The 21080-nt window shown below is 58.1% G+C and carries 17 protein-coding genes; all 17 read left to right on the forward strand.

Going from position 1 to position 21080, the window contains the following annotated elements; all coding sequences use genetic code 11:
* Positions 1–12: 12 nt before the first annotated feature.
* The 17 genes from H567_RS0105285 to H567_RS0105365 all read left to right on the forward strand — a co-directional run bounded on the left by H567_RS0105285 (position 13) and on the right by H567_RS0105365 (position 21078).
* On the forward strand, positions 13–270 hold the full coding sequence (locus H567_RS0105285; RefSeq protein WP_028320606.1) for a hypothetical protein: 258 nt from the start codon (positions 13–15) through the stop codon (positions 268–270).
* A gap of 249 nt (positions 271–519) precedes the next feature.
* Positions 520–1482, forward strand: coding sequence for an amidoligase family protein (locus tag H567_RS0105290; RefSeq protein ID WP_028320607.1), 963 nt, complete (start codon positions 520–522; stop codon positions 1480–1482).
* Between the two features lie 11 nt (positions 1483–1493).
* Positions 1494–2015 (forward strand): DUF5049 domain-containing protein, encoded by a 522-nt coding sequence (locus H567_RS0105295; protein WP_028320608.1) that lies wholly within the window; start codon positions 1494–1496, stop codon positions 2013–2015.
* Positions 2000–2797, forward strand: a complete 798-nt coding sequence (locus H567_RS0105300) for a glucosamine 6-phosphate synthetase (RefSeq protein ID WP_028320609.1) — start codon at positions 2000–2002, stop codon at positions 2795–2797. Before H567_RS0105295 ends, H567_RS0105300 begins: the two co-directional genes overlap by 16 nt.
* On the forward strand, positions 2794–3318 hold the full coding sequence (locus tag H567_RS0105305; protein ID WP_028320610.1) for a gamma-glutamylcyclotransferase family protein: 525 nt from the start codon (positions 2794–2796) through the stop codon (positions 3316–3318). Before H567_RS0105300 ends, H567_RS0105305 begins: the two co-directional genes overlap by 4 nt.
* 160 nt (positions 3319–3478) lie before the next feature.
* Positions 3479–3694 (forward strand): helix-turn-helix domain-containing protein, encoded by a 216-nt coding sequence (locus tag H567_RS0105310; protein WP_028320611.1) that lies wholly within the window; start codon positions 3479–3481, stop codon positions 3692–3694.
* 9 nt (positions 3695–3703) lie between these two features.
* A complete protein-coding gene (locus tag H567_RS0105315) occupies positions 3704–5836 on the forward strand; it encodes a type I restriction-modification system subunit M (protein ID WP_028320612.1) in 2133 nt (710 codons plus the stop codon).
* Positions 5836–7257, forward strand: coding sequence for a restriction endonuclease subunit S domain-containing protein (locus H567_RS0105320; protein WP_035253455.1), 1422 nt, complete (start codon positions 5836–5838; stop codon positions 7255–7257). The genes H567_RS0105315 and H567_RS0105320 overlap by 1 nt, the downstream gene beginning before the upstream one ends.
* Complete coding sequence (locus tag H567_RS0105325; protein WP_028320614.1) at positions 7244–8287, forward strand: PDDEXK nuclease domain-containing protein; 1044 nt, start codon at positions 7244–7246, stop codon at positions 8285–8287. Before H567_RS0105320 ends, H567_RS0105325 begins: the two co-directional genes overlap by 14 nt.
* A complete protein-coding gene (locus H567_RS0105330) occupies positions 8284–11301 on the forward strand; it encodes a type I restriction endonuclease subunit R (protein WP_028320615.1) in 3018 nt (1005 codons plus the stop codon). The genes H567_RS0105325 and H567_RS0105330 overlap by 4 nt, the downstream gene beginning before the upstream one ends.
* Positions 11291–12334, forward strand: a complete 1044-nt coding sequence (locus H567_RS0105335) for an HTH domain-containing protein (protein ID WP_028320616.1) — start codon at positions 11291–11293, stop codon at positions 12332–12334. Before H567_RS0105330 ends, H567_RS0105335 begins: the two co-directional genes overlap by 11 nt.
* Positions 12335–12403: 69 nt before the next feature.
* Positions 12404–12943, forward strand: a complete 540-nt coding sequence (locus H567_RS0105340; protein ID WP_028320617.1) for a hypothetical protein — start codon at positions 12404–12406, stop codon at positions 12941–12943.
* Between the two features lie 117 nt (positions 12944–13060).
* A complete protein-coding gene (locus H567_RS0105345; RefSeq protein ID WP_028320618.1) occupies positions 13061–13927 on the forward strand; it encodes a DUF3553 domain-containing protein in 867 nt (288 codons plus the stop codon).
* Between the two features lies 1 nt (position 13928).
* Positions 13929–15158 carry a DUF6361 family protein gene (locus H567_RS0105350; RefSeq protein ID WP_028320619.1) on the forward strand — a complete coding sequence of 410 codons (1230 nt, stop codon included), beginning with the start codon at positions 13929–13931 and terminating at the stop codon, positions 15156–15158.
* Positions 15152–16966, forward strand: coding sequence for a phospholipase D family protein (locus H567_RS0105355; RefSeq protein WP_028320620.1), 1815 nt, complete (start codon positions 15152–15154; stop codon positions 16964–16966). Before H567_RS0105350 ends, H567_RS0105355 begins: the two co-directional genes overlap by 7 nt.
* Positions 16959–20198: a DEAD/DEAH box helicase gene (locus tag H567_RS0105360; protein ID WP_028320621.1), complete on the forward strand. Its 3240-nt coding sequence runs from the start codon at positions 16959–16961 to the stop codon at positions 20196–20198. The genes H567_RS0105355 and H567_RS0105360 overlap by 8 nt, the downstream gene beginning before the upstream one ends.
* A 13-nt stretch (positions 20199–20211) precedes the next feature.
* Positions 20212–21078, forward strand: a complete 867-nt coding sequence (locus tag H567_RS0105365; RefSeq protein WP_028320622.1) for an HNH endonuclease — start codon at positions 20212–20214, stop codon at positions 21076–21078.
* Positions 21079–21080 lie beyond the last annotated feature (2 nt).

The following is a 21080-nucleotide window of genomic DNA, read 5'->3' on the forward strand; positions in this document are numbered from 1 at the left end:
GGAGGCACGGCCATGATCGTTCGACGCAAAGGCGGCCTGACCGAGTTCATCCCGTCGCCGCAGGAGAAGCGCGACGGCCTGATCCGCGACCACGCCCTGGGCCTACTGGAGAATCTGCACCAGCGCCTGGCGCGGCTGGAACGGGCGTCAAAGCTGCCGACCGACGAAGCGGAGGCCTTCACGGCGCTGCTGGCGCGGATGCGGGCCGACGAGTCGCGCAACCTCGAGCTGCACGCCAGCCTGATCACCGGCGAAACTGCTTCCGGCTGACCGGCTCGCTGCCACCGCCAACCCAGAAACCCCGGATACGGCCTGCCCGTTCCGGGGTTTCTGCCGCCTGTGCCCCGCCCAATCCGGCCAAGTTCGCAAGTGATTGAAAATAAACGTGTTAAATGTCGGCTTCGGCTGTTCTTCTACTTGATTTGTGTCCGGAAAGAAGCATTCATTCATGGTGTAAGCAGAGGCTGAAAAGCCTTGCCAGACAACGACTTAGAAGCGCCATGAACGACGGAGGCACGCATGAACCTGAAAGAGATCCACTACGGGATCGAGATCGAGACCGTAAAACGCACCCGGGAACAGATCGCCTGGGCCATCCACTCGGTGGTGGGCGGCACGGTCCGCCATGTCGGTATCCCCAGCAGCTATGACCCCTGGGAAGTCGAGGACCTGCGCGGCCGGGTCTGGAAGGTGGTGGGGGACGCCTCCCTGACCAGCGTCCCGGCCCATCTGCGGGCCGAGGTGGTCAGCCCGGTGCTCGGCTACGACGACATCCCGCAACTACAGGAGGCGGTCCGGGCCATCCGCCGCGCTGGGGGCAAGATCAACAGCCAGTGCGGCATCCACATCCATATCGATGCCGCGCCCTTCGATGGCAGGCACCTGGGTAACCTGGCCAAGATCATCTACAAGCAGGAGCCGCTGATCCTCCACGCCCTCGGCATCAGCCGCGACCGCCTCAACCGCTACACACGGCCAGTCAGCGACGAGCTGATCCAACGCATCGAACAGCATCGCCCCCGCACCAAGGATCAGCTCAACCGCATCTGGTACGGCTACCACAACCGCCAGCCCCAGCACTACGACAGCAGCCGCTACCACGGGGTCAACCTGCACAACGTCTGGTACCGGGGAACGGTGGAGTTCCGCTGGTTCGAGGCGACCCTCCACGCGGGGCGAATCAAGGCCTACCTGCAATTCTGCCTCGCCGTCGCCGCCAAGGCGCTCAACGGCCGGGCCGCTTCCAGCCGCAAGCGAGACTTCGATCCCCAGAGCGCCAAGTACGACTTCCGGGTCTTCCTGCTCCACCTCGGCCTGATCGGCGATGAGTTCAAGACCGCCCGCAAGCATCTGATGGCCAACATGCCCGGCGACGCCGCCTTCAAGAACGGACGGCCCAAACCGGAGGACGTCCTTCCGGATGAAACCGAAACCACCACTCTCACCAACGAGGCCGGGCAAGTTCCCGGCCTCACTGTTTAAGGAGGTGCCCCATGAAGATTCTGATCCGCTCCACCACGCTGGACGGCGAACCGATCCCCGGCAGCGGGGAAACCATCCAGGCCGCCGACTGCCTCGAAGTTGTCGAGCTGATGCGCGGCCAGACGCCGTTCACCGCCAACCGAGCGCCCCGCGACTACATGACCGAGGTGCTTTCCGGCATCGAAGGCGGACCGACCCAGCCTCTGCCGGAGGACACCGCCGCTGCGGCCGCCGAGTTTCTCACTCGTCTGGCTCGGCACGGACTGATCGAGTTTCTGCCCGACGACAAGGCCAGCGATCCCTGGCCGGAACGCTTCCTCGAAGCCCTGGAAACGGTGCGGCTCTCCGGGCGCACCAACATGCTCGACCACCCGGAGGTGACCCGGCTGACCGCCGAGATGGGCTACCCGGAGGTGGCCGAGTGGCTGGCGGGTCACCGGCGCGAATACTCGACCTTCGTCCTCGAAGGGACGAGACCGCTCGGTAAGAACTTCGGCGGCAAGGAGGACCCGGCTCCATGTGCGGACAAGTAGGCATCATCTTCGGCCGCAAGCGCAGGCGGCCCGACGAGCGGGATTACCTGCGCGAGGTCTTCATCCGCATGCTGCTGCACAGCGAGGAGCGCGGCCCGCATGCCTCCGGTCTGGCCTGGCTCAAGACCGACGGCAGCTACCGTATCTTCAAGCGGCCGATGCGGGCGCACGAACTGGTCTACGAGAAGCCGTTCCAGGAGCTGCTCGGGCAGGTCGACAACGAGACCACCATCCTCATGGGCCACACCCGCTGGCGCACCCGGGGCAACGAGTTCAACAGCCGCAACAACCATCCCATCCGGGCCGGGATCGTCATCGGCACCCACAACGGCACCATCTACAACGCCGATTATCTGTTCCGCCGTCTCGGGCTGCCGCGCTACGCCGAGGTGGACAGCGAGCTGATCTTCCGCCTGGCCGACCGTTTCGCGCCCGAAGGCCCCATCGACCAGGAGGGGCTAAAGAAGGCGCTTGCCCTCTGTCGCGGCCAGATGAGCGCCGTGCTGGCCTCGCGACTCGACCCCGGCACCATCACCGTGCTCAAGGGCAACAAGCCGCTCTGCCTGCGCATCCACCGCCAGCACCGGGTGGTGCTCTATGCCTCGGACGACGCCTTTATCGACTTTGCCGTGGACAACGAGAAGGTTTGGCGCGAGCTGGAGGTGCCGCCCATGACCATGCTCACCATCCGCCACGCGGATGTGCGGGCCATCGAGAACAGCGAATTCCGCTTCATACCCCAGGAGCGCAAAGGGACACTGCCCGAAGGAGCGAATGCATGAACATTGGAGACACCGCGAAGCTGAACACAAACCCGGAAGACACTCCCGAGATCTTCCTCCGGCTCTTCGTCTACGGCACCCTGAAACGGGGCTACTGGAACCATCAACGCTTCTGCGCCCAGGCCCGCAGCATCGAACCGGCCGTGGTTTGGGGCAGGCTCTACCACCTCCACGCCGGTTTCCCGGCCCTCGAAGTGCCGGAAGGTCTCATCCTGGCCCGGGGCAGCGTTGATCCACTGGCCGACGCCCGCAGACAGCACGAGATCGGCACGCCGCGCTTCGGACGCCCGACCGGCGACTGGGATCTGATCCATGGGGAACTGGTGACCTTCACCGACCCGCAACGCGACCTGCCGCCCATCGACCGGCTGGAAGGATTTTGGCCCGGTGGGCACAGCATGTACCAGCGGGTGATGGTGGCGGTGCTGTGCGGGCGTACCTCGATTCCTGCCTGGACCTACTGGATGCCCCGTGTTGAAAACGGCACCCGTCTTGACTCCGGCGTCTGGCATCGAGCGTGATAGAAAATAATCGGCTCAAATCGGTAAAGATCGTTTGACATAGCACATAGCGTCTTTGTATATTGATGGAGTTTTTTAACCTGGGAGAGGTGCGTCCAGTCTCTCCCGTTTCGCCTCTGGCGGACGTTGCAAACAACCAAAGCGCCCGTGGAGCAAGAGAATGAACGAGATGGAAGACCGCTGGTTATCAATAACCGAGATTTGCAAGTACCTCGGGGTCAGCAACGACACCGTTTACAAGTGGATCGACAAGCATGGTATGCCCGCCCACCGCATGGGTCGTCTTTGGAAGTTCAAGAAGGACGAAGTGGACGCGTGGGTCAAGGCTGGCGGCGCGGCCGAGCCTGCGGAAACCGACAAGAAGCGCAAGGAGTAATAACGGGCTATGAACCATGTGATCCACAACAGCATCGTGAATTTTATCTGGGGTATCGCCGACGACGTGTTGCGCGATGTCTACGTGCGCGGCAAATACCGCGACGTGATCCTGCCCATGACGGTCATCCGCCGCCTCGACGCGCTTTTGGAGCCGAGCAAGGAAAAAGTCCTCGGCATGAAGAAGCAGCTCGACGGGGCCGGGATTGCCAACCAGCACGCCGCGCTCTGCCAGGCTGCAGGCGAGGCCTTTTACAACGTCTCGCCCTTTACCCTGCGTGACCTGAAGAACCGCGCCAAGCAACAACAGCTCAAGGCCGATTTCGAAGCTTATCTGGACGGCTTTTCACCCAACGTCCAGGAGATTCTCGACAAGTTCAAGTTTCGCAACCAGATCCCCACGTTGATCGAGGCCGACATCCTCGGCCACCTGATCGAGAAGTTTCTCGACGGCCGCGTCAATCTGAGCCCCAAGCCGGTGCAGGACGTGGACGGAAACGAACTTCTCCCGGCGCTCGACAACCACTCCATGGGCACCATCTTCGAGGAGCTGATCCGCCGCTTCAACGAGGAGAACAACGAAGAGGCCGGAGAGCACTTCACGCCCCGCGACGTGGTCAAGCTCATGGCCGATCTGATCTTCCTGCCGGTGGCCGACGATATCGAGTCGGGCACCTACCTTGTCTATGACGGAGCCTGCGGCACCGGCGGAATGCTGACAGTGGCTGAAGAGCGCTTGGCCGAATTGGCCGAAAGCCACGGCAAGGACGTCTCCATTCACCTGTTCGGCCAGGAGGTGCAGCCGGAAACCTACGCCATCTCCAAGGCCGACCTGCTGCTCAAAGGCGAAGGGGCCGAGGCAGAGAATATGAAGTACGGCTCCACGCTCTCCAGCGATGCCTTCCCGTCGCAGGAATTCGATTTCATGCTCTCCAATCCGCCCTATGGCAAGAGCTGGAAGACCGACCTGGAGCGCCTGGGCGGCAAGGGCGATATCAAGGACCCGCGCTTTGTCACCCAGCACGGTGGCGACCCGGAATACAAGATGATCACCCGCTCCTCGGACGGGCAGCTCATGTTCCTGGTCAATAAGCTCTCCAAGATGAAGCACACTACCCGCCTCGGTAGCCGCATCGCCGAAGTCCACAACGGCTCGTCGCTCTTCACCGGCGACGCCGGTCAGGGCGAGAGCAATGTCCGCCGCTGGATCATCGAGAACGACTGGCTGGAGGCCATCATCGCCCTGCCGGAGAACACGTTCTACAACACCGGCATCGCCACCTACATCTGGGTGCTGACCAACCGCAAGTCTGATACGCGCCGGGACAAGGTTCAGCTCATCGACGCCACCGAATGGTACGTGCCGCTGCGGCGCAACCTCGGCAAGAAGAACTGCGAGTTCTCCGAGGAACACATCCGCGCCATCTGCGACCTGGTGGTCAATCCGGTCGAGACCGGGAAATCCAAGATCTTCCCCAACGAGGCCTTCGGCTACTGGAAGGTGACGGTGGATCGTCCGCTGCGTCTTGCCGTTGATCTGAGCCCGGCCCGGCTGGGTCGGTTCGAGCGGGCCTGCGCCAAGGCCAAGGAAGAGCCGCTGGCCAACCTGGCCCGCCGCGTGGCCAAGACGCTTGGAGCCGGTCCGCACCTGGATTTCAACGCCTTCGTGGATGCCTGCGACACCGATGCCGACAAGCACGGTGTCAAGCTCACCGCCAAGCGCAAGAAGCTGCTGCAGAGCGACCTCTGCGACACCAGCGAGGACGCCGCGCCGGTGCTGAAGAAGGTCCACAAGCCGGGCAAGACCACGCCCGACCCCATCCACGGCCTATTCGAGGCCGAGGTGGTCGGCAAACACTGCGTGGTTGAATACGAGCCGGATACCGCCCTGCGCGACACCGAACAGGTGCCGCTGCTGGAAGAAGGCGGCATCGAGGCGTTCTTCCAGCGCGAGGTGCTGCCCTACACCCCGGACGCCTGGATCGACCCGGGCAAGACACTGGTGGGCTACGAGATCTCCTTCACCCGCCATTTCTACCGGCCCGCGCCCATGCGCACCCTGGATGAAATCAAGGCCGATATCTACGCCCTGGAGCAGGAGACCGAAGGCCTTCTGGAACAGATTGTCGGGGAGGCTGAGTGATGAAGCTGGCCCCTTATCCAGAATACAAAGACGCGGGAGTGAGCTGGGTCGGGAGCATTCCAGCACATTGGCCTGAGATGCGGGCAAAGTATTACTTCAAAGAGATTGATGATCGCTCCCAAACAGGCGATGAAGAAATGCTCTCGGTGTCTCACATCACGGGAGTGACTCCCCGCAGCCAGAAGAACGTGACCATGTTCAAGGCCGAGTCGAATGTCGGTCAGAAACGTTGCCAACCCGGCGATCTGATCATCAATACGATGTGGGCCTGGATGTCTGCATTGGGCGTCTCGAACCATGCTGGAATTGTGAGTCCTGCCTATGGTGTTTACCGACCAAGAAGCAACCAGGATTACGACTACTACTATCTCGACAGCCTGTTGCGGATTGGAGGATATCGCTCGGAATACATTTGCCGGTCAACGGGCATTCGCTCTTCCCGGCTCAGGCTCTATCCCGATAAATTTCTGAGCATGCCGGTGGTCTGCCCTCCTCAGGAAGAGCAGCAAACCATCGCACGATTCCTGAAGGCACAAGACCGCTTGTTCCGAAAATTTATCCGCAACAAACGGCGGTTCATCGAACTGCTCAAGGAGCAGAAGCAGAACGTCATCAACCAGGCCGTGACCCGGGGGCTCAATCCCAACGTCAAACTCAAGCCCAGCGGCGTGGAATGGATCGGAGATATTCCGGAGCATTGGGATGCCAGACGGCTCCGCACGCTGGCGGCGGTCAGGGCAAGTGGCGTCGACAAGAACACGAACGAGGACGAAGTCCCGGTCCTGCTCTGCAACTACGTGGACGTTTACAAGAACGACCGCATCACCGCCGCTATCGATTTCATGAAGGCCACGGCCACGCCGGAAGAGATTCGCGCTTTTGAGCTGAAAGCGGGCGACGTAATCATCACCAAGGACTCCGAAAGTTGGGACGACATCGCCATTCCCACTTTCGTGCCCGAGGCTCTTCCCGGCATCGTTTGCGCCTATCACTTGGCCTTGATCCGACCGTTCTCAGGTGAAATCGAAGGCGAGTTTCTGTTCAGGGCATTCTCATCCGACCCAGTGGCAGACCAGTTCCGGATTGCCGCTACCGGCGTGACCCGCTTTGGCTTGGCGCAAGGTGCAATCAAGGGGGCGTTCTTCCCGCTCCCGCCGTTGGAGGAACAGCGGGCGATTATTGCTCACATCAATGAGAAGTGCGCCGAGATAAGCCAGGCGATTTCAAGGGCCGAGCGTGAGATCGAATTGATGCGCGAATACCGCACCCGACTGATTTCCGATGTGGTCACCGGTCAGGTGGATGTGCGCGGCATCGAGGTGCCAGAGATTGCCGACGAAGAGCTGCTGTCGCTGGATGAGGACACCGCCGATGCCGATGACGTGATTGATGACGAGGGGGACATGGATGAAACCGACTGACAAAACCCCAAAAAACAGCCTCGGCAAACCGCAGGACTACCCGGGCCTGCTGACCGAGATCAAGGAGCGCATCCGCTCCGCCCAGTATGAAGCCCTCAAGGCGGTCAACAAGGAGCTGGTCGGCCTGTACTGGGATATCGGCCGGATGATCGTGGAGCGGCAGGATGTTGAAGGCTGGGGCAAGGCGGTGGTGGAACAGCTCGCCGCCGATCTGCGGACGGAGTTTCCCGGCGTGGGCGGTTTCTCGTCCTCCAACCTCTGGCGGATGAAAGCCTTTTTCGAGGCGTACACCGGCCTGGAAAAACTCGCACCACTGGTGCGAGAAATCGGCTGGAGCCACAACCTGGCCATCCTGGAGCGCTGCAAGGACCCGCTGGAGCGGGAATTCTATCTGCGCATGACCCGCAAGTTCGGCTGGTCCAAGAATGTCCTCATTCACCAGATCGACAACCAGAGCTATGAAAAATCCCTGCTGGGCCAGACCAACTTCGACCAGGCGCTGACGCCGGAACTTCGCGCCCAGGCCAAGCTGGCGGTGAAGGACGAATACACCTTCGATTTTCTGGAACTGGGCGAGGAACACAGCGAGCGGGAGCTGGAGCGGGCGCTCATCGCCCGGATCGAGGATTTCCTCCGGGCCATGGGCGGCATGTTCGCCTTCATGGGCAGCCAATACCGGCTGGAGGTGGACGGCAAAGAGTTTTTCATCGACCTCTTGTTGTTTCACCGCCGTCTGCGCTGCCTTGTCGCCATTGAATTGAAAGTCGGCGAGTTCCTGCCGGAGTTCGTCGGCAAGATGCAGTTTTATCTGGCGGCTCTGGACCGGCAGGTCCGCCAGGAGGACGAGAACCCCTCCATCGGCATCATCCTGTGCAAGGAGAAGAGCCGCACGATTGTGGAATACGCCCTGCACGACGCCCGCAAGCCCATCGGCGTGGCCACCTATGAAATCACCAAGACCCTGCCCAAGGCGCTGAAAGGCCAACTGCCGTCGCCGAAGGACATCGCCCATTTGCTGGAGGATCTATGAAACCGACCGACACCAGCGAAAAGGGCCTGGAGTCCATCATCGTCGCGTCCCTCGTGGAGGAGGCCGGATACGTTCAGGGCGACCCGCAGGACTACGACCGGGAACACGCTGTCGACCGGGCCAAGTTGCTGCAATTCCTCTCCGCCACCCAGCCCGACACCTATGAGGCTCTTGGCATCGACGAGGAAGGCGGCTCTTCCAATCCTCGGCGCACCCAATTCCTGCACCGCCTGCAGGGCGAGATCGCCAAGCGCGGCGTGGTAGACGTGCTGCGCGGCGGCATCAAGCACGGCCCGGCCCATGTGGACCTTTTCTACGGCACGCCGACGCCAGGCAATGTGAAGGCGGCCGAGCGGTTCGCGGCCAACATCTTCAGCGTCACCCGCCAGTTACGCTACAGCCGCAATGAGACTGCGCTCTCCCTCGACATGGCCGTGTTCATCAACGGCCTGCCCATCGCCACCTTCGAACTCAAGAACAAACTCACCAAGCAGACGGTGCTTGATGCCGTGCAGCAGTACCAGCGCGACCGCGACCCGAAGGAGCTGCTGTTCCAGTTCGGCCGCTGCGTCGTCCATTTTGCCGTGGACGATCACGAGGTGCGTTTCTGCACCCACCTCAAGGGCAAGGGCTCGTGGTTTCTGCCGTTCGACAAAGGCTACAACGACGGCGCTGGCAATCCGCCCAACCCGGCCGGGCTCGCCACCGACTACCTGTGGAAGGAGACCCTCTCCAAAGAGGGCCTGACCGATATCCTGGAAAACTACGCCCAGGTGGTGGAGGAAAAGGACGAGAAGACCGGCAAAAAGAGGTACAAGCAAATCTTCCCTCGCTACCACCAGTTAAAGGTGGTGCGCATGCTGCTGGCCAATGCCGCCGAGAGCGGCATCGGCAGGCGCTACCTGATCCAGCACTCGGCGGGCAGCGGCAAGAGCAACTCTATCGCCTGGCTGGCGCACCAGCTTGTGGGGCTGGAACACGAGAGCAAGGCGTTGTTCGATTCGGTCATCGTGGTCACCGACCGACGGGTGCTCGACAAACAGATCCGCGACACCATCAAGCAGTTCGCCCAGGTTTCCGCCACCGTCGGCCATGCCGAGCATTCCGGCGACCTGCGCCGCTTCCTCAAGGCCGGTAAGAAAATCATCATCACCACGGTGCAGAAGTTCCCGTTCATCCTCGATGAGATCGGCGATGAACACCGCAAGAGCAAATTCGCCATCATCATCGACGAGGCCCATTCCAGCCAGGGCGGCAAAACCACCGCCGCCATGAACATGGCCGTTGCGGAAAAGCCGGGTGAATACAAGGCGGAATGGGATGAACTGGATACCGAGGACAAGATCAACAAGATCATGGAAGGCCGGAAGATGGTGACCAACGCCAGCTACTTCGCCTTCACCGCGACCCCAAAGAACAAGACCCTGGAGATCTTCGGCGAGCCGGACCCGCAGCCGGACGGCACCGTGAAGCACCACCCGTTCCACAGCTACACCATGAAGCAGGCCATCCAGGAGGGCTTCATCCTCGATGTGCTTAAGAACTACACCCCGGTGGAGAGCTACTACCGCCTGGCCAAGACAGTGGAGGACGATCCGCTCTTCGACGCCAACAAGGCCCAGAAAAAGCTGCGCCGCTATGTGGAGTCCCATGAGCACGCCATCCGCGAGAAGGCGGAGATCATGGTGGACCACTTCCACGCCCAGGTGATCGGCCACCGCAAGATCGGCGGCCATGCCCGGGCCATGGTCATTACCAACGGCATCGAGCGGGCCATCCAGTATTTCCACGCCTTCAGGGACTACCTCAAGGAGTGCAAGAGCCCTTACGAGCCCATCGTGGCTTTTTCCGGGGAGCACGACTTTTCACATAAAGATTGGGGCGGCAAGAAAGTGACCGAAGCGACGCTGAACGGCTTCCCCAGCAGCCAGATCCCGGACAAGGTGCAACAGGACCCGTACCGCTTCCTGATCGTCGCCGACAAGTTCCAGACCGGCTACGACGAACCGCTGCTGCACACCATGTACGTGGACAAGGCGCTCTCCGGCATCAAGGCGGTGCAGACCCTCTCGCGACTCAATCGCGCCCATCCGCAAAAGCACGACACCTTTGTGCTCGATTTCTACAACGACTCGGAGACCATCCAGAAGTCGTTCGAGCCCTATTACCGCACCACCATCCTCAGTGACGAGACCGACCCCAATAAGCTGCACGACCTGAAGTCGGATCTGGACGGCTACCAGGTCTATTCGCAGGCGCAAATCGACGATCTGGTGGGACTCTACCTGAACGGCGCGGACCGCGACAAGCTCGACCCGATCCTGGACGCATGCGTGGCCACCTACAATGCCGATCTCGACGAAGACGGACAGGTGGACTTCAAGGGCAAGGCCAAGGCCGTCGTGCGCACCTACGGTTTTCTGTCCTCGATTCTGGCGTACTCGAATGCCGACTGGGAAAAGCTGTCGATCTTTCTGAATTTCCTGATCCCGAAACTCCCCGCGCCCAAGGAAGAGGATCTGTCCCGGGGCATCCTGGAGGCCATCGACATGGACAGCTACCGTGTCGAGGTGAAAACCAGCCTGAAGATAGGCCTTCCGGATCAGGATGCCGAAATCGGACCGGTGCCGACCAGCGGTGGTGGCCGCAAACCGGAACCGGAGCTGGACCAACTGAGCAACATCATCAAGGCGTTCAACGACCAGTTCGGCAACATCGATTGGAAGGACGGCGACAAGATCCGCAAGGTCATTGCCGAGGAGATCCCAGCCAAGGTAGCAGCGGACGCGGCCTACCAGAACGCCATGAAGAACAACGATAAGAAGACCGCCCGGATCGAGCACGACGCCGCGCTGCAACGCGTCATGATCGACCTCTTGTCCGACCACACCGAGCTGTTCAAGCAGTTCAGCGACAACCCGTCGTTCAAGAAATGGCTGGGCGACACCATCTTCGGCGTGACCTATCAGCAACAGGCCGAACAATCCGCAACGGGGGCGAGCCATGGACGTTAGAACGGCCGCCATTCAGGTTTTGCAGCAGGCCGGAACGGAACTGCACGCCAAGGATATCGCCGAGCAGATCATGGCTGCCGGTCTCTGGCAATCCGGAGGGAAAACCCCAGACGCCACTGTCAGCGCCCGGCTCTACTCCGACATCAAGAACAACGGAGACAAGTCACCCTTTGTAAAGGTCGGCCCTCAGACCTTCGCGCTTCGGAATTCCGCTGAAATACCGAGCAGCACTGGGCCGGTTCCTGCGGCCGTCGAGGAAGCCCCAAAACCTCATCCTACCAACGCGGGATTTTCCTTCACCGATTGTGCTCAGAAGGTGCTTGAGGAGTTCGGCGGGAAGAAGCCGATGCACTACAAGGAGATCACCGAGAAGGCCCTGGCGAAAGGATGGTTGGTGACAGGTGGCAAAACGCCCGAAGCCACCATGTACGCCCAGGTGATCACCGAGATCAAACGCCAGCAGAAACGCGGTGAGCGGCCCCGCTTCGTCCAGCACGGCCGTGGCTATGTGGGCCTGAGCCAATGGATGGGGCGTGGACTCGCATTCCAAATCGAGCAGCACAACCACCAGGTCCGCAAGGTCCTGCGCGAGCGCTTGCTGGCCATGAAGCCCGGTGAGTTCGAGGAGCTCATCTCTCAGTTACTGGCGGAGATGGGTTTCGAGATGGTCGAGGTAACTAAACTCAGCGGCGACGGCGGCATCGATGTCAGGGGCACCCTGGTGGTTGGTGACGTTGTCCGCATCAAGATGGCCGTCCAGGTCAAGAAATGGAAGCTCAAGAACAACATCCAAGCCCCGGTCGTGCAGCAGGTGCGCGGCAGCCTGGGGGCGCACGAGCAAGGCCTGATCATCACCACCAGCGACTTCAGCCCCGGAGCCGTCAAGGAAGCTGCCCAGTCCGACAAGACACCCATCGCCCTGATGAATGGGGAACAGCTTGTGATGCTCCTGATGGAACACGGCATCGGCGTCCATCGTTCGACGCCTGATTTGTTTGAAATTGATGAAGAATTCGGACCGGTGATGAAATGACGGCGCGGATAGTTCGATTCTCCAAGACCGCAGAATGCATGCGGGACTGTCGATTGAGCGGGGTGAGAAATGAATAGAGTTGATTTTTTGCTGGATGCCGACGAACTGGTTCCAGTCATTGGGACACTGCAGGACGCTTTAACAAGACGCCCCAATCCTGAAGGTGAGCCGCATTTCGATCTGCAGACTGCGCTTGATAGTTGCGACGAATATTTTCAGAGCATTCGGGAGCTTACGGAAGCCACCGGAAGGCTCTCTACTCATGATCTGCTTCAGGCAGCAAACGGTATGTCATCGGGTTACCGGTGCTTTTGGGAGCGGCCATTCCCCCAGGGCCTGGAAATGGGACAGCCTCTGTTTTCGGCCGTTCTCGAACGGCCCATGCGCGAACTGCTGCGGACGCTTCAGTCTCTCACAGAGGCTGAAAGCGGAGATTCTCTGGGTGAACCGCTGATTACTCTTGATGCAGAGGAGGAACTGAATTGTTTCAACTCGTGGCTTGATGGCCTTGCAGCCCATCAGAGAATTGGTTTGCGGCCTTCACAGGGGTATGGATTAGGGTCCTTGGCAGCCTCCTTCTTGCTGGGATGGTGGTTTGGGCGGGATTGATACGTGTTCGGCAAGCGCCATTCTCTTTATGGTGTGTCATATTCTGACGCAGACATTGATTATCTTCATGGCGAACCGAGCGGCATGCTGCGATAAAGGAAAAAGGAGGATTGAACGATGATTGCAACCGGGGATAAGGTGCGACACCCCAAGATGCCCGATTGGGGTATAGGGAAGGTGTTGGAGGTCACATCGGATGGAAAGGCCAGGATATTTTTCATCCATGCCGGGGAAAAGACCATTCTGTTGAGCCATGTCGATTTTGAAAAGATCGAAGGTGAAGAAGCTGCACACCCAATACTCGACAATCCATCTTTTTTCGAACGCGCCACGGTCAAAGGGCACAGAAGTCTGCCCGACGCCCGGTTGGATTTTTTGAAGCTTTTCCCTGATGGGTTTGAGGACGCCGGTTATCTCAACGAGGAACGTAATTACAAAGTCGCTGCCAGGGAGCTTCTGCTGGAATTGCTCAGCGAGCAGGCTTTCAGGGAACTTCTCGGAAGCGGAAATTTCGATGAAATCGTGCGACGGGCTCTCCAGGTAGCCAATAAGACCAACCTGATTTTCCCCAACGAAAAGATGGGCCTCAAGGATGGCCTGAAAACCCCCGAACACATCCAGCTTTTTGCCGAGCGCTTATTCGACCTTCTTTACGGCAATGGCGAATTCAGGAAGCGATTTGAAACTTTCGCGGAATGCCTGGAAGAGATTGAGGCGGCCAAATGGACCACCATGACCTACTTTACATTTCTCGCATTCCCCGAAAAACACATGTTTCTCAAACCTGAAGTCACCAAGCATGCCGCTGCACTCACTAAGGCCGAGCTGAACTACAAGTCCGACCTGAATTGGGTGACTTATTCCTGCCTGCTCGATTTCGCCAGGTATCTCAAAGATGAGCTGGTCGCCATGGAAATGAACCCGCGTGACATGATTGATGTACAGTCATTCATGTGGTGCATTACGCCCGGGAAGTACGACTGATATGCCTTCCGTCCTTGCATGGATTGACCATGACTCGAAAGCGAGGGAACGCACGCTTCGCATCCTTTCCCTTTTCCAGGAAAAGGAAAGTCGTGACGAGCTTGGGCTCGGTTCCGTTCGGGACAGCTTTGCCGATCAGTTGTTCCCAGGAACGAGTACGATCCAGACGCGCCTCCGCTACATGCTTTTCGTGCCATGGATTTACCATTCGCTGGAAGAGAAGCGACTACCTGCAGAGAGTTTTTCGATCCAGGCTGACAAGCTGGAAAGAGACCTGGTTCAGCCATTGATGGATTCAGATGATCAGGCTGGCGTCTTTGGTAAGACCGCAGGAAAGAGGCTCAAACGTTTGCCCAGCTCCGTCTACTGGGCCGGTCTCGGTGTCTGGGGAATACGCATTACGCCATTCTCGCAGGACGAATATCACAGGCGCATCGAAGAAACTTACCGTCGCCGGAATGCCCTGAAGGCTCTTGAGAAAGACGCAAAGGCACGAGGAGACGATGTCGACGTTGATCAGCGGATGGCCGCTCTCAGTTGGCATCCTCGATTGCCAGCACCTCCGGAAGATTTTCCGGGGGCGGTGAACTTCGCTTTAACCAGGGAAGAGTCTGAATTTGTTCGGGATCGCATCCAGGTCGCTTGCCCCAACAGTCTCCTCTCTTTCTTGGCACTGCACTGCGAACCCGCCGACACCCAAGCCCCATGGGAACATCCGGACTACAGCAGCTATTCGGAACAGCATAAAGAACTTCTGACCCACGCACGGCTGTTCTCGGAGGTGATGCATGGAGCGGCGCTCTCGTACAACGTTCAGCTCGCCAGGCTTCGAAACCATGACGACCTTGTCGCCGAGCATCAGGCAAGTTTCGACGAATGGACCGCAAATCTTCCCCTGGAGGAGATTCGCGCCTGGTCTGTGAGCCGCCTCTGGGAGTTGACGATAGATCATGGCCACACCATCACCCCGCAAACGAGATCCTTCGTTCAGCAATGGATCGACCATACCCGGAAGTCCCCCAGCGACCTCCTTTCTTACGCCGAGGCGCTCACCCTGATCAAAAGAAGAGAAATGAAACTCAAGGGCACGCGTTCCCGATTCAGGAACCAGAGGGCGCTCGAGCAGTGGGGCGGGTACTCCGGCGTCGGAAGACTCGTTTATCGCTGGCCGAATGTGAAGGTGCTTTTGAACGACCTGTACCAGGGGATGAACCGGGAGGAGCAATGCTGAACCCAAACTCCCGGAGCCTTTATACCTCTGCACTGACCCCACCGCCGGGGATGATGTTCGATGAGGCTGTTGCGACCACCTTTTCGATGGACCCAGCCCTACTGCTTGAGGCACCTGTCTATCTGGCGTTAATGGCGGCGGATGGTCAGACCGATCCTGACCCGTTGTCTGTGCTTGAAGCCATCCGCAGGTACTCGAAACGCATCACCGTCTATGTGCAACGAGGACGGATTCAGGTGCCCCAGATTGCCAAGCCCAACCCCTTGTTTGGGTTTCTGGAGGAAATGGTTGTCGAGGTAACGGCCCCTGGCGGAGGCGTCTTCCATCCAAAAGTCTGGGCAATCCGCTTTATCAGCCCTGATCAAAGCAGCTCGATGTATCGTCTGGTGGTCCTGACGAGGAATATGACCACCGATCAGTCCTGGGACTTGTCACTTCAGCTCGAAGGCACGATTACAGGTAGGAAGTCCAAATCAAATAAACCGCTGGCACATTTCTTCAAGACACTTCCTGATCTGGCTACCGGACCAACGGAATCGGGCAGGAGCGAGCAAGCTCTCAGATTCGCGGACGAGCTACATCGAGTCCAGTGGGAACTCCCCGACGGCTTTGACGAGCTGACCTTCTATCTTCCAGGAACGAAAGGGTTTGACTGGGAGCCTCCCATGGCAAATCGGATGGCCGTCATCTCGCCGTTCTGTTCTGACGAAGCCCTGCGGGCACTGACGAAAAAAACCAAGGCCGCTGATGCTCTCATCTCACGCCCTGAGTCATTGTCAGCCCTGAAGAAGGAGACTCTCGAGATCTTCACGCAATGTCTTCATCTGGACGACGCGGCGGAAACCGAGGATGGCGAGGAAGAAGAAGCCACCGAACAGCCGCTTGCGACCGGTCTTCATGCAAAGGTCTATCTGTTTGAGACCCGATACTATTCGGATTACACCCATGTGATCATGGGGTCCGCGAATGCAACCAACGCGGCGCTGAGCGCTTCGAAAAATATCGAGATTCTGGTCGGGCTGGTTGGCCGGAAGAGTAAAGTTGGCGGCATCGACGAGCTTCTTGGCGCTGACGGATTAGGTGAATATCTTGTCGATTTCGACACGAGCAAGGAAGCAGAGATTGATGCGTTCCGGCAGGCGGCTGAGGAATCCGTTGAGAGGGCTCGCTCCCGGATAGCTGAAGCAGCTCTGTCCATCGAATGCAGCCCGGGATCGAAGGACGGCCTGTGGGCATTGGTGTTGACGGGCAAAATCCCATCCCTTGAGGGGATTGTCAGTGCTTCGGCATGGCCGATAACCGTTACCCGGGACTTTGCTGTGAACATCCAGGACAACGATGCTCATGGCGGGATCAGGCTCGGAGATTTCTCCGCCTCTTCTGTAACGGGCCTCATCGCGTTTGAGCTTAAGACCAACCATCCGGACGTTACGGCCAGATTTGTACTGAATATTCCCGTTACCGGCGTTCCAGACGAACGCAACTCTGCCATCCTGCAAACCGTGATCAGCAATCAGGAGGGATTCCTGCGTTATCTCCTGCTCTTGCTGGGCGATGATAATGTATCCGGACTTGATCCAGATAGTGGCTCCGGGTTTGCCAAATGGTTGGCCCGGTTGGCCGACGGTGAGGACATCCCGCTACTGGAAGAGCTGACCCGCACGTACAGTCGACACCCGGAGAGACTGGCGGAAATCTCGGGGCTGGTTCGTGATCTGTCCCAGGGAAGCAAGAATGCGATTATCCCCGAGGATTTTTTAGACCTCTGGACGGTTTTTGAATCGGCTATCGGGAGGCGTGATGCGTAGCAACCGCTTTTTATCAACTCCCGCCTTGGCCGGTCTGAAAAATTTCCAGAGGAAGACCGTGGATTACGTCTTCAAGCGGCTCTATGACGATGACCCAACTTCCCGTTTTCTGATCGCCGATGAAGTTGGACTCGGGAAAACGCTTGTCGCCCGGGGAATTATCGCCAAGACCTTGGAGCACCTTCAGGACGAGGTGGATCGGGTCGATGTGATCTATATCTGCTCCAATGCCGCCATCGCAACCCAAAATGTCAATCGGCTCAATGTCAGCGACACTGATGGTTTTTCAATCGCCACGCGGCTGACTTACCTTCCCAGACAAGTGCGGTCACTGCGAAAGAACAAGGTGAATTTCATCAGCCTGACGCCCGGCACCGCCTTCGACCATGCGCGTAGTCGAGGGGGGCATGCCGACGAACGGGCTATCCTCTATCGGATGCTGTACGACTTGCCCCTGGCGCAAAATGAACGGCGTAGACGGCTGCGCGTAGGCCTCCTCAACATTCTTCAGGCGACAGCAGGGAAGGATAACTGGCGAGCCAAGGCCAAAAACCTACCAGCGGAGGATCTGGATGCAGACCTTTCCAAGGCCTTCCGCCGGGCAGTTCTAGAGGATGCCAAATTATATGCAGCCTTGAAGGAAGGCTGTGAACGCTTTGCTCGTTACCGGGACTACAGCAGAATCCCCTGGGAGGACTCTGAGCTTCGCTACGACCTGATCGGAAAACTCAGAAGCAAGCTGGCGTCAGTGTGCCTTTCCGCGCTTGAGCCCGATTTGGTCATCCTTGATGAGTTCCAACGATTCAAACACCTGTTGGATGGCGATGACGAAGCCTCCATGCTGGCGACCGCGCTCTTTGAACATCCCGACGTTCGCGTTCTCCTGCTGTCCGCAACGCCCTACAAGATGTTCACCCTCGACCAGGAGAATGACGAGGACGACCACTATCCAGATTTCATCAGGACGCTGAACTTCCTCTTCAATGATTCCGGTGAGGTCGATGCGGTCAAAAATCTCTTGTCAGAACATCGAACGACGCTCCATGCCTGCGCGAAGGGGTCGGTATGTCAACCGGGGAAAAAGGCCGAACTTGAACGAGCGCTCCTGAAGGTCATGTGTCGAACAGAACGGGTCGCGACGACTCGTGATCATAACTCGATGCTGACCGAGATTGAACGGATGGCTCCCCTTACGCCAGCGGACCTTCAGCACGCCGCGACGGTTGACGCAGTGGCAATCTGTGTCAAGGCCGGGGAGCCAATCGAATACTGGAAGTCTGCGCCTTACCTGATCAACTTTCTGAAGCATTATGAGCTGCGGCATAAGCTGGATGCCCAGTTGAATGCCCCTTCAGATGCTCTTCGCGGAACTCTTTCGTCGGCAAATGGGCAGTTGCTGACGAAGGGTAAATTTGAAGGCTATCAGGCTCTCGATCCTGCCAATCCGAGGATGCGCGTACTTTTTGAAGACACGATTGATAAGGCCATGTGGCAGCTTTTATGGATGCCGCCTTCCATGCCGTATATCGAGCCTGGCGGCGCATACCAGGACAAGGATGGCTTGACCAAGGCCCTTGTGTTTTCCTCTTGGAGTGCTGTTCCGGACGCGATTGCGTCGATCTGCTCCTACGAAGCCGAACGGAAGATGATCGCCGGAACCTCGGTTTCCCACAGCGAACTCTATGACAAGATTAAGCCATTGCTGAGGTTTGCGGTGGCCTCAAATGATAATCGCCTGACTGGTATGCCGGTTATTGCCTGGTTGCTGCCGTCCCCAACCCTTGCCACCAAGATTGACCCGCTTGAGATTGCTCTGGGCCGTGGAACCGGACCACTGGACGTCCAGGAGCTGAGGGACGAGGTCAAGGCTATTTGCCGCAGTTTGGTCGAGACCCTGCCTGATGCCGGGGAAGGGACGCGGGCTGATGAGCGATGGTATTGGGCGGCTCCCATTCTTCTCGATTCCCATAATAGATTGTTGGACTGGTGTAAGAGCCATTCGGGATGGAGATCCGCTACGCCGGACCATGAATCAGGCACCCGTTTCAAAGATCACATCGACCTGCTGGTCAGCATGGCGGAGGGCAACATTCCTCTCGGTCCTCAGCCAGATGATCTGGTCGATGTGCTTTGCGATCTGGCTCTTGCCGGTCCAGGCGTGTGTGCCTTGCGAGCACTTCGCCGTATCGGTGTCGGGATCGATGCGGGCGATCCGAACCTTCTGTCGGCCGCAGCCAGAATCGCATCCGGCTTCCGATCTCTTTTCAATATGCCGGAGACGATTGCCATGCTGCGAGGCTCCGGCGAGGACACTTATTGGCGGTTAACGCTTCAGTACGGTATCGACGGCAATCTCCAATCGGTGCTCGACGAATATGTGCATGTCCTTCGAGAGTCTTTGGGTCTCCAAGAGCACTCACCGGAAGGACAGGTGGCTGGCATAGCCGAGTGCATCCAATCGGTGTTGTCACTGCGAACCGCGCAGATTCGAATCGACGAAATAAAGATGTCGGGCGACGGCTTTGCTCTCGATGATTTCAACACCCGCTGTCGTTTCGCGCTCCGGTTCGGGGATATTCGAGACGACAACAACCAGGCTCTCGTTCGCGCAGACTCGGTACGGGACGCCTTCAACTCACCGTTTCGTCCCTTTGTTCTGGCGTCGACCTCGATAGGTCAGGAAGGGTTGGACTTCCACACTTGGTGCCATGCCGTGGTCCATTGGAACCTGCCTTCCAATCCCGTTGATCTTGAACAGCGCGAAGGCCGGGTTCATCGGTATAAAGGCCATGCGGTCAGAAAGAATGTTGCGGAACGGTATGGTCTGACTGCTCTCTCCGTGGCGCATGAGGGAGGCGATCCGTGGCAGACCCTTTTTCAGATCGCGGCCCAAGGCAAATCCAATGGGCATTCCGATCTCATCCCGTATTGGATCTTCGAGGATGGTTCCGCCCGGGTGGAGCGCCGCATTCCTCTGCTCCCGTACAGCAAGGAGGTTGGGAAACTCAAACGGCTGAAGCAAGGGTTGGCCCTCTATCGGATGGTTTTCGGTCAACCCCGCCAGGAAGATCTGCTGTTCAGCCTTAGCCAGAACGGTAACCATGAGTCAGCGGATTTGGCCGACTGGCTGATTTCGCTTCAACCCCCGGAAACTGTTTTGAATGATGAACCGGCCGAGGAAAACGCACTGATCCTGCCTCCGGCAAAGTCTGTTCAGGGTATTAGCAATTGATACGAGGGACCGCATGAGTTTTTCAAAGGAAATCGTCGAAGATGCATTAGTCGCCTGTGGACGATCATGCTGCATTTGCCACAAATTCTGTGGGGTACGAATTGAGACGCACCATCTTAAACCAAAGCACCTTGGTGGTGACGACAGCCTTGAGAACTGCATTCCCCTCTGTTTTGATTGCCATGCGGAAGTCGAACACTACAACAATAACCATCCGCGAGGACGCAAGTTCTCGGAGGGAGAACTCAGGAAACATCGGGACAACTGGTACAGCATGGTTCGCGAGCTAAATACGCCGCTTCCACGTCCTGAAAATTCTGTCCACGTTATTCAGGCGGTGAATGGCAAAGGAAATATGGTAGCCGGTCGAGACCTGAATATTGTTACCGAGAGAGTGGTCAAAAAAACTGTCGTACAGACTGATCCGGGCGGTAAGCACATTGCAAATTCTACAGCTCGAAAAATCCAAGAGCTTGTAAAGGAATTTATCGATCTCCATACGGCGGCCGAAAAAGATCCCCAGCGTGCTGCTCAGCGTATTTGGAGTGGCATCAAGAAGGAATTCAATGTCACCACGTACAAGGAGATACCGGCCGAGAAGTCTGATGAAGCCATTCAATGGTTGTATGCTCAAATTGCCATGGCTCGTCCGAAGATCAGGCGCAAGGCTCCGGAGCGGTGGAAGCAAAGTTTCTATAAGCCGATATATGCCCGAGCTAACGAACTTGGGATGTCAAAAGAAGAACTCTATACGATTGCACAAACACGACTTGAATTGAAGAAACCGGTCGGTTCACTAAAAGACCTGACCCAGAAGAACCTTGAAAAATTACACCATATTATGATTGGCGAGGTTAACAAATCGAAGCGCGGGGATTGATC

This window comes from Desulfatiglans anilini DSM 4660 (assembly GCF_000422285.1).
GTDB classification, from domain to species: domain Bacteria; phylum Desulfobacterota; class DSM-4660; order Desulfatiglandales; family Desulfatiglandaceae; genus Desulfatiglans; species Desulfatiglans anilini.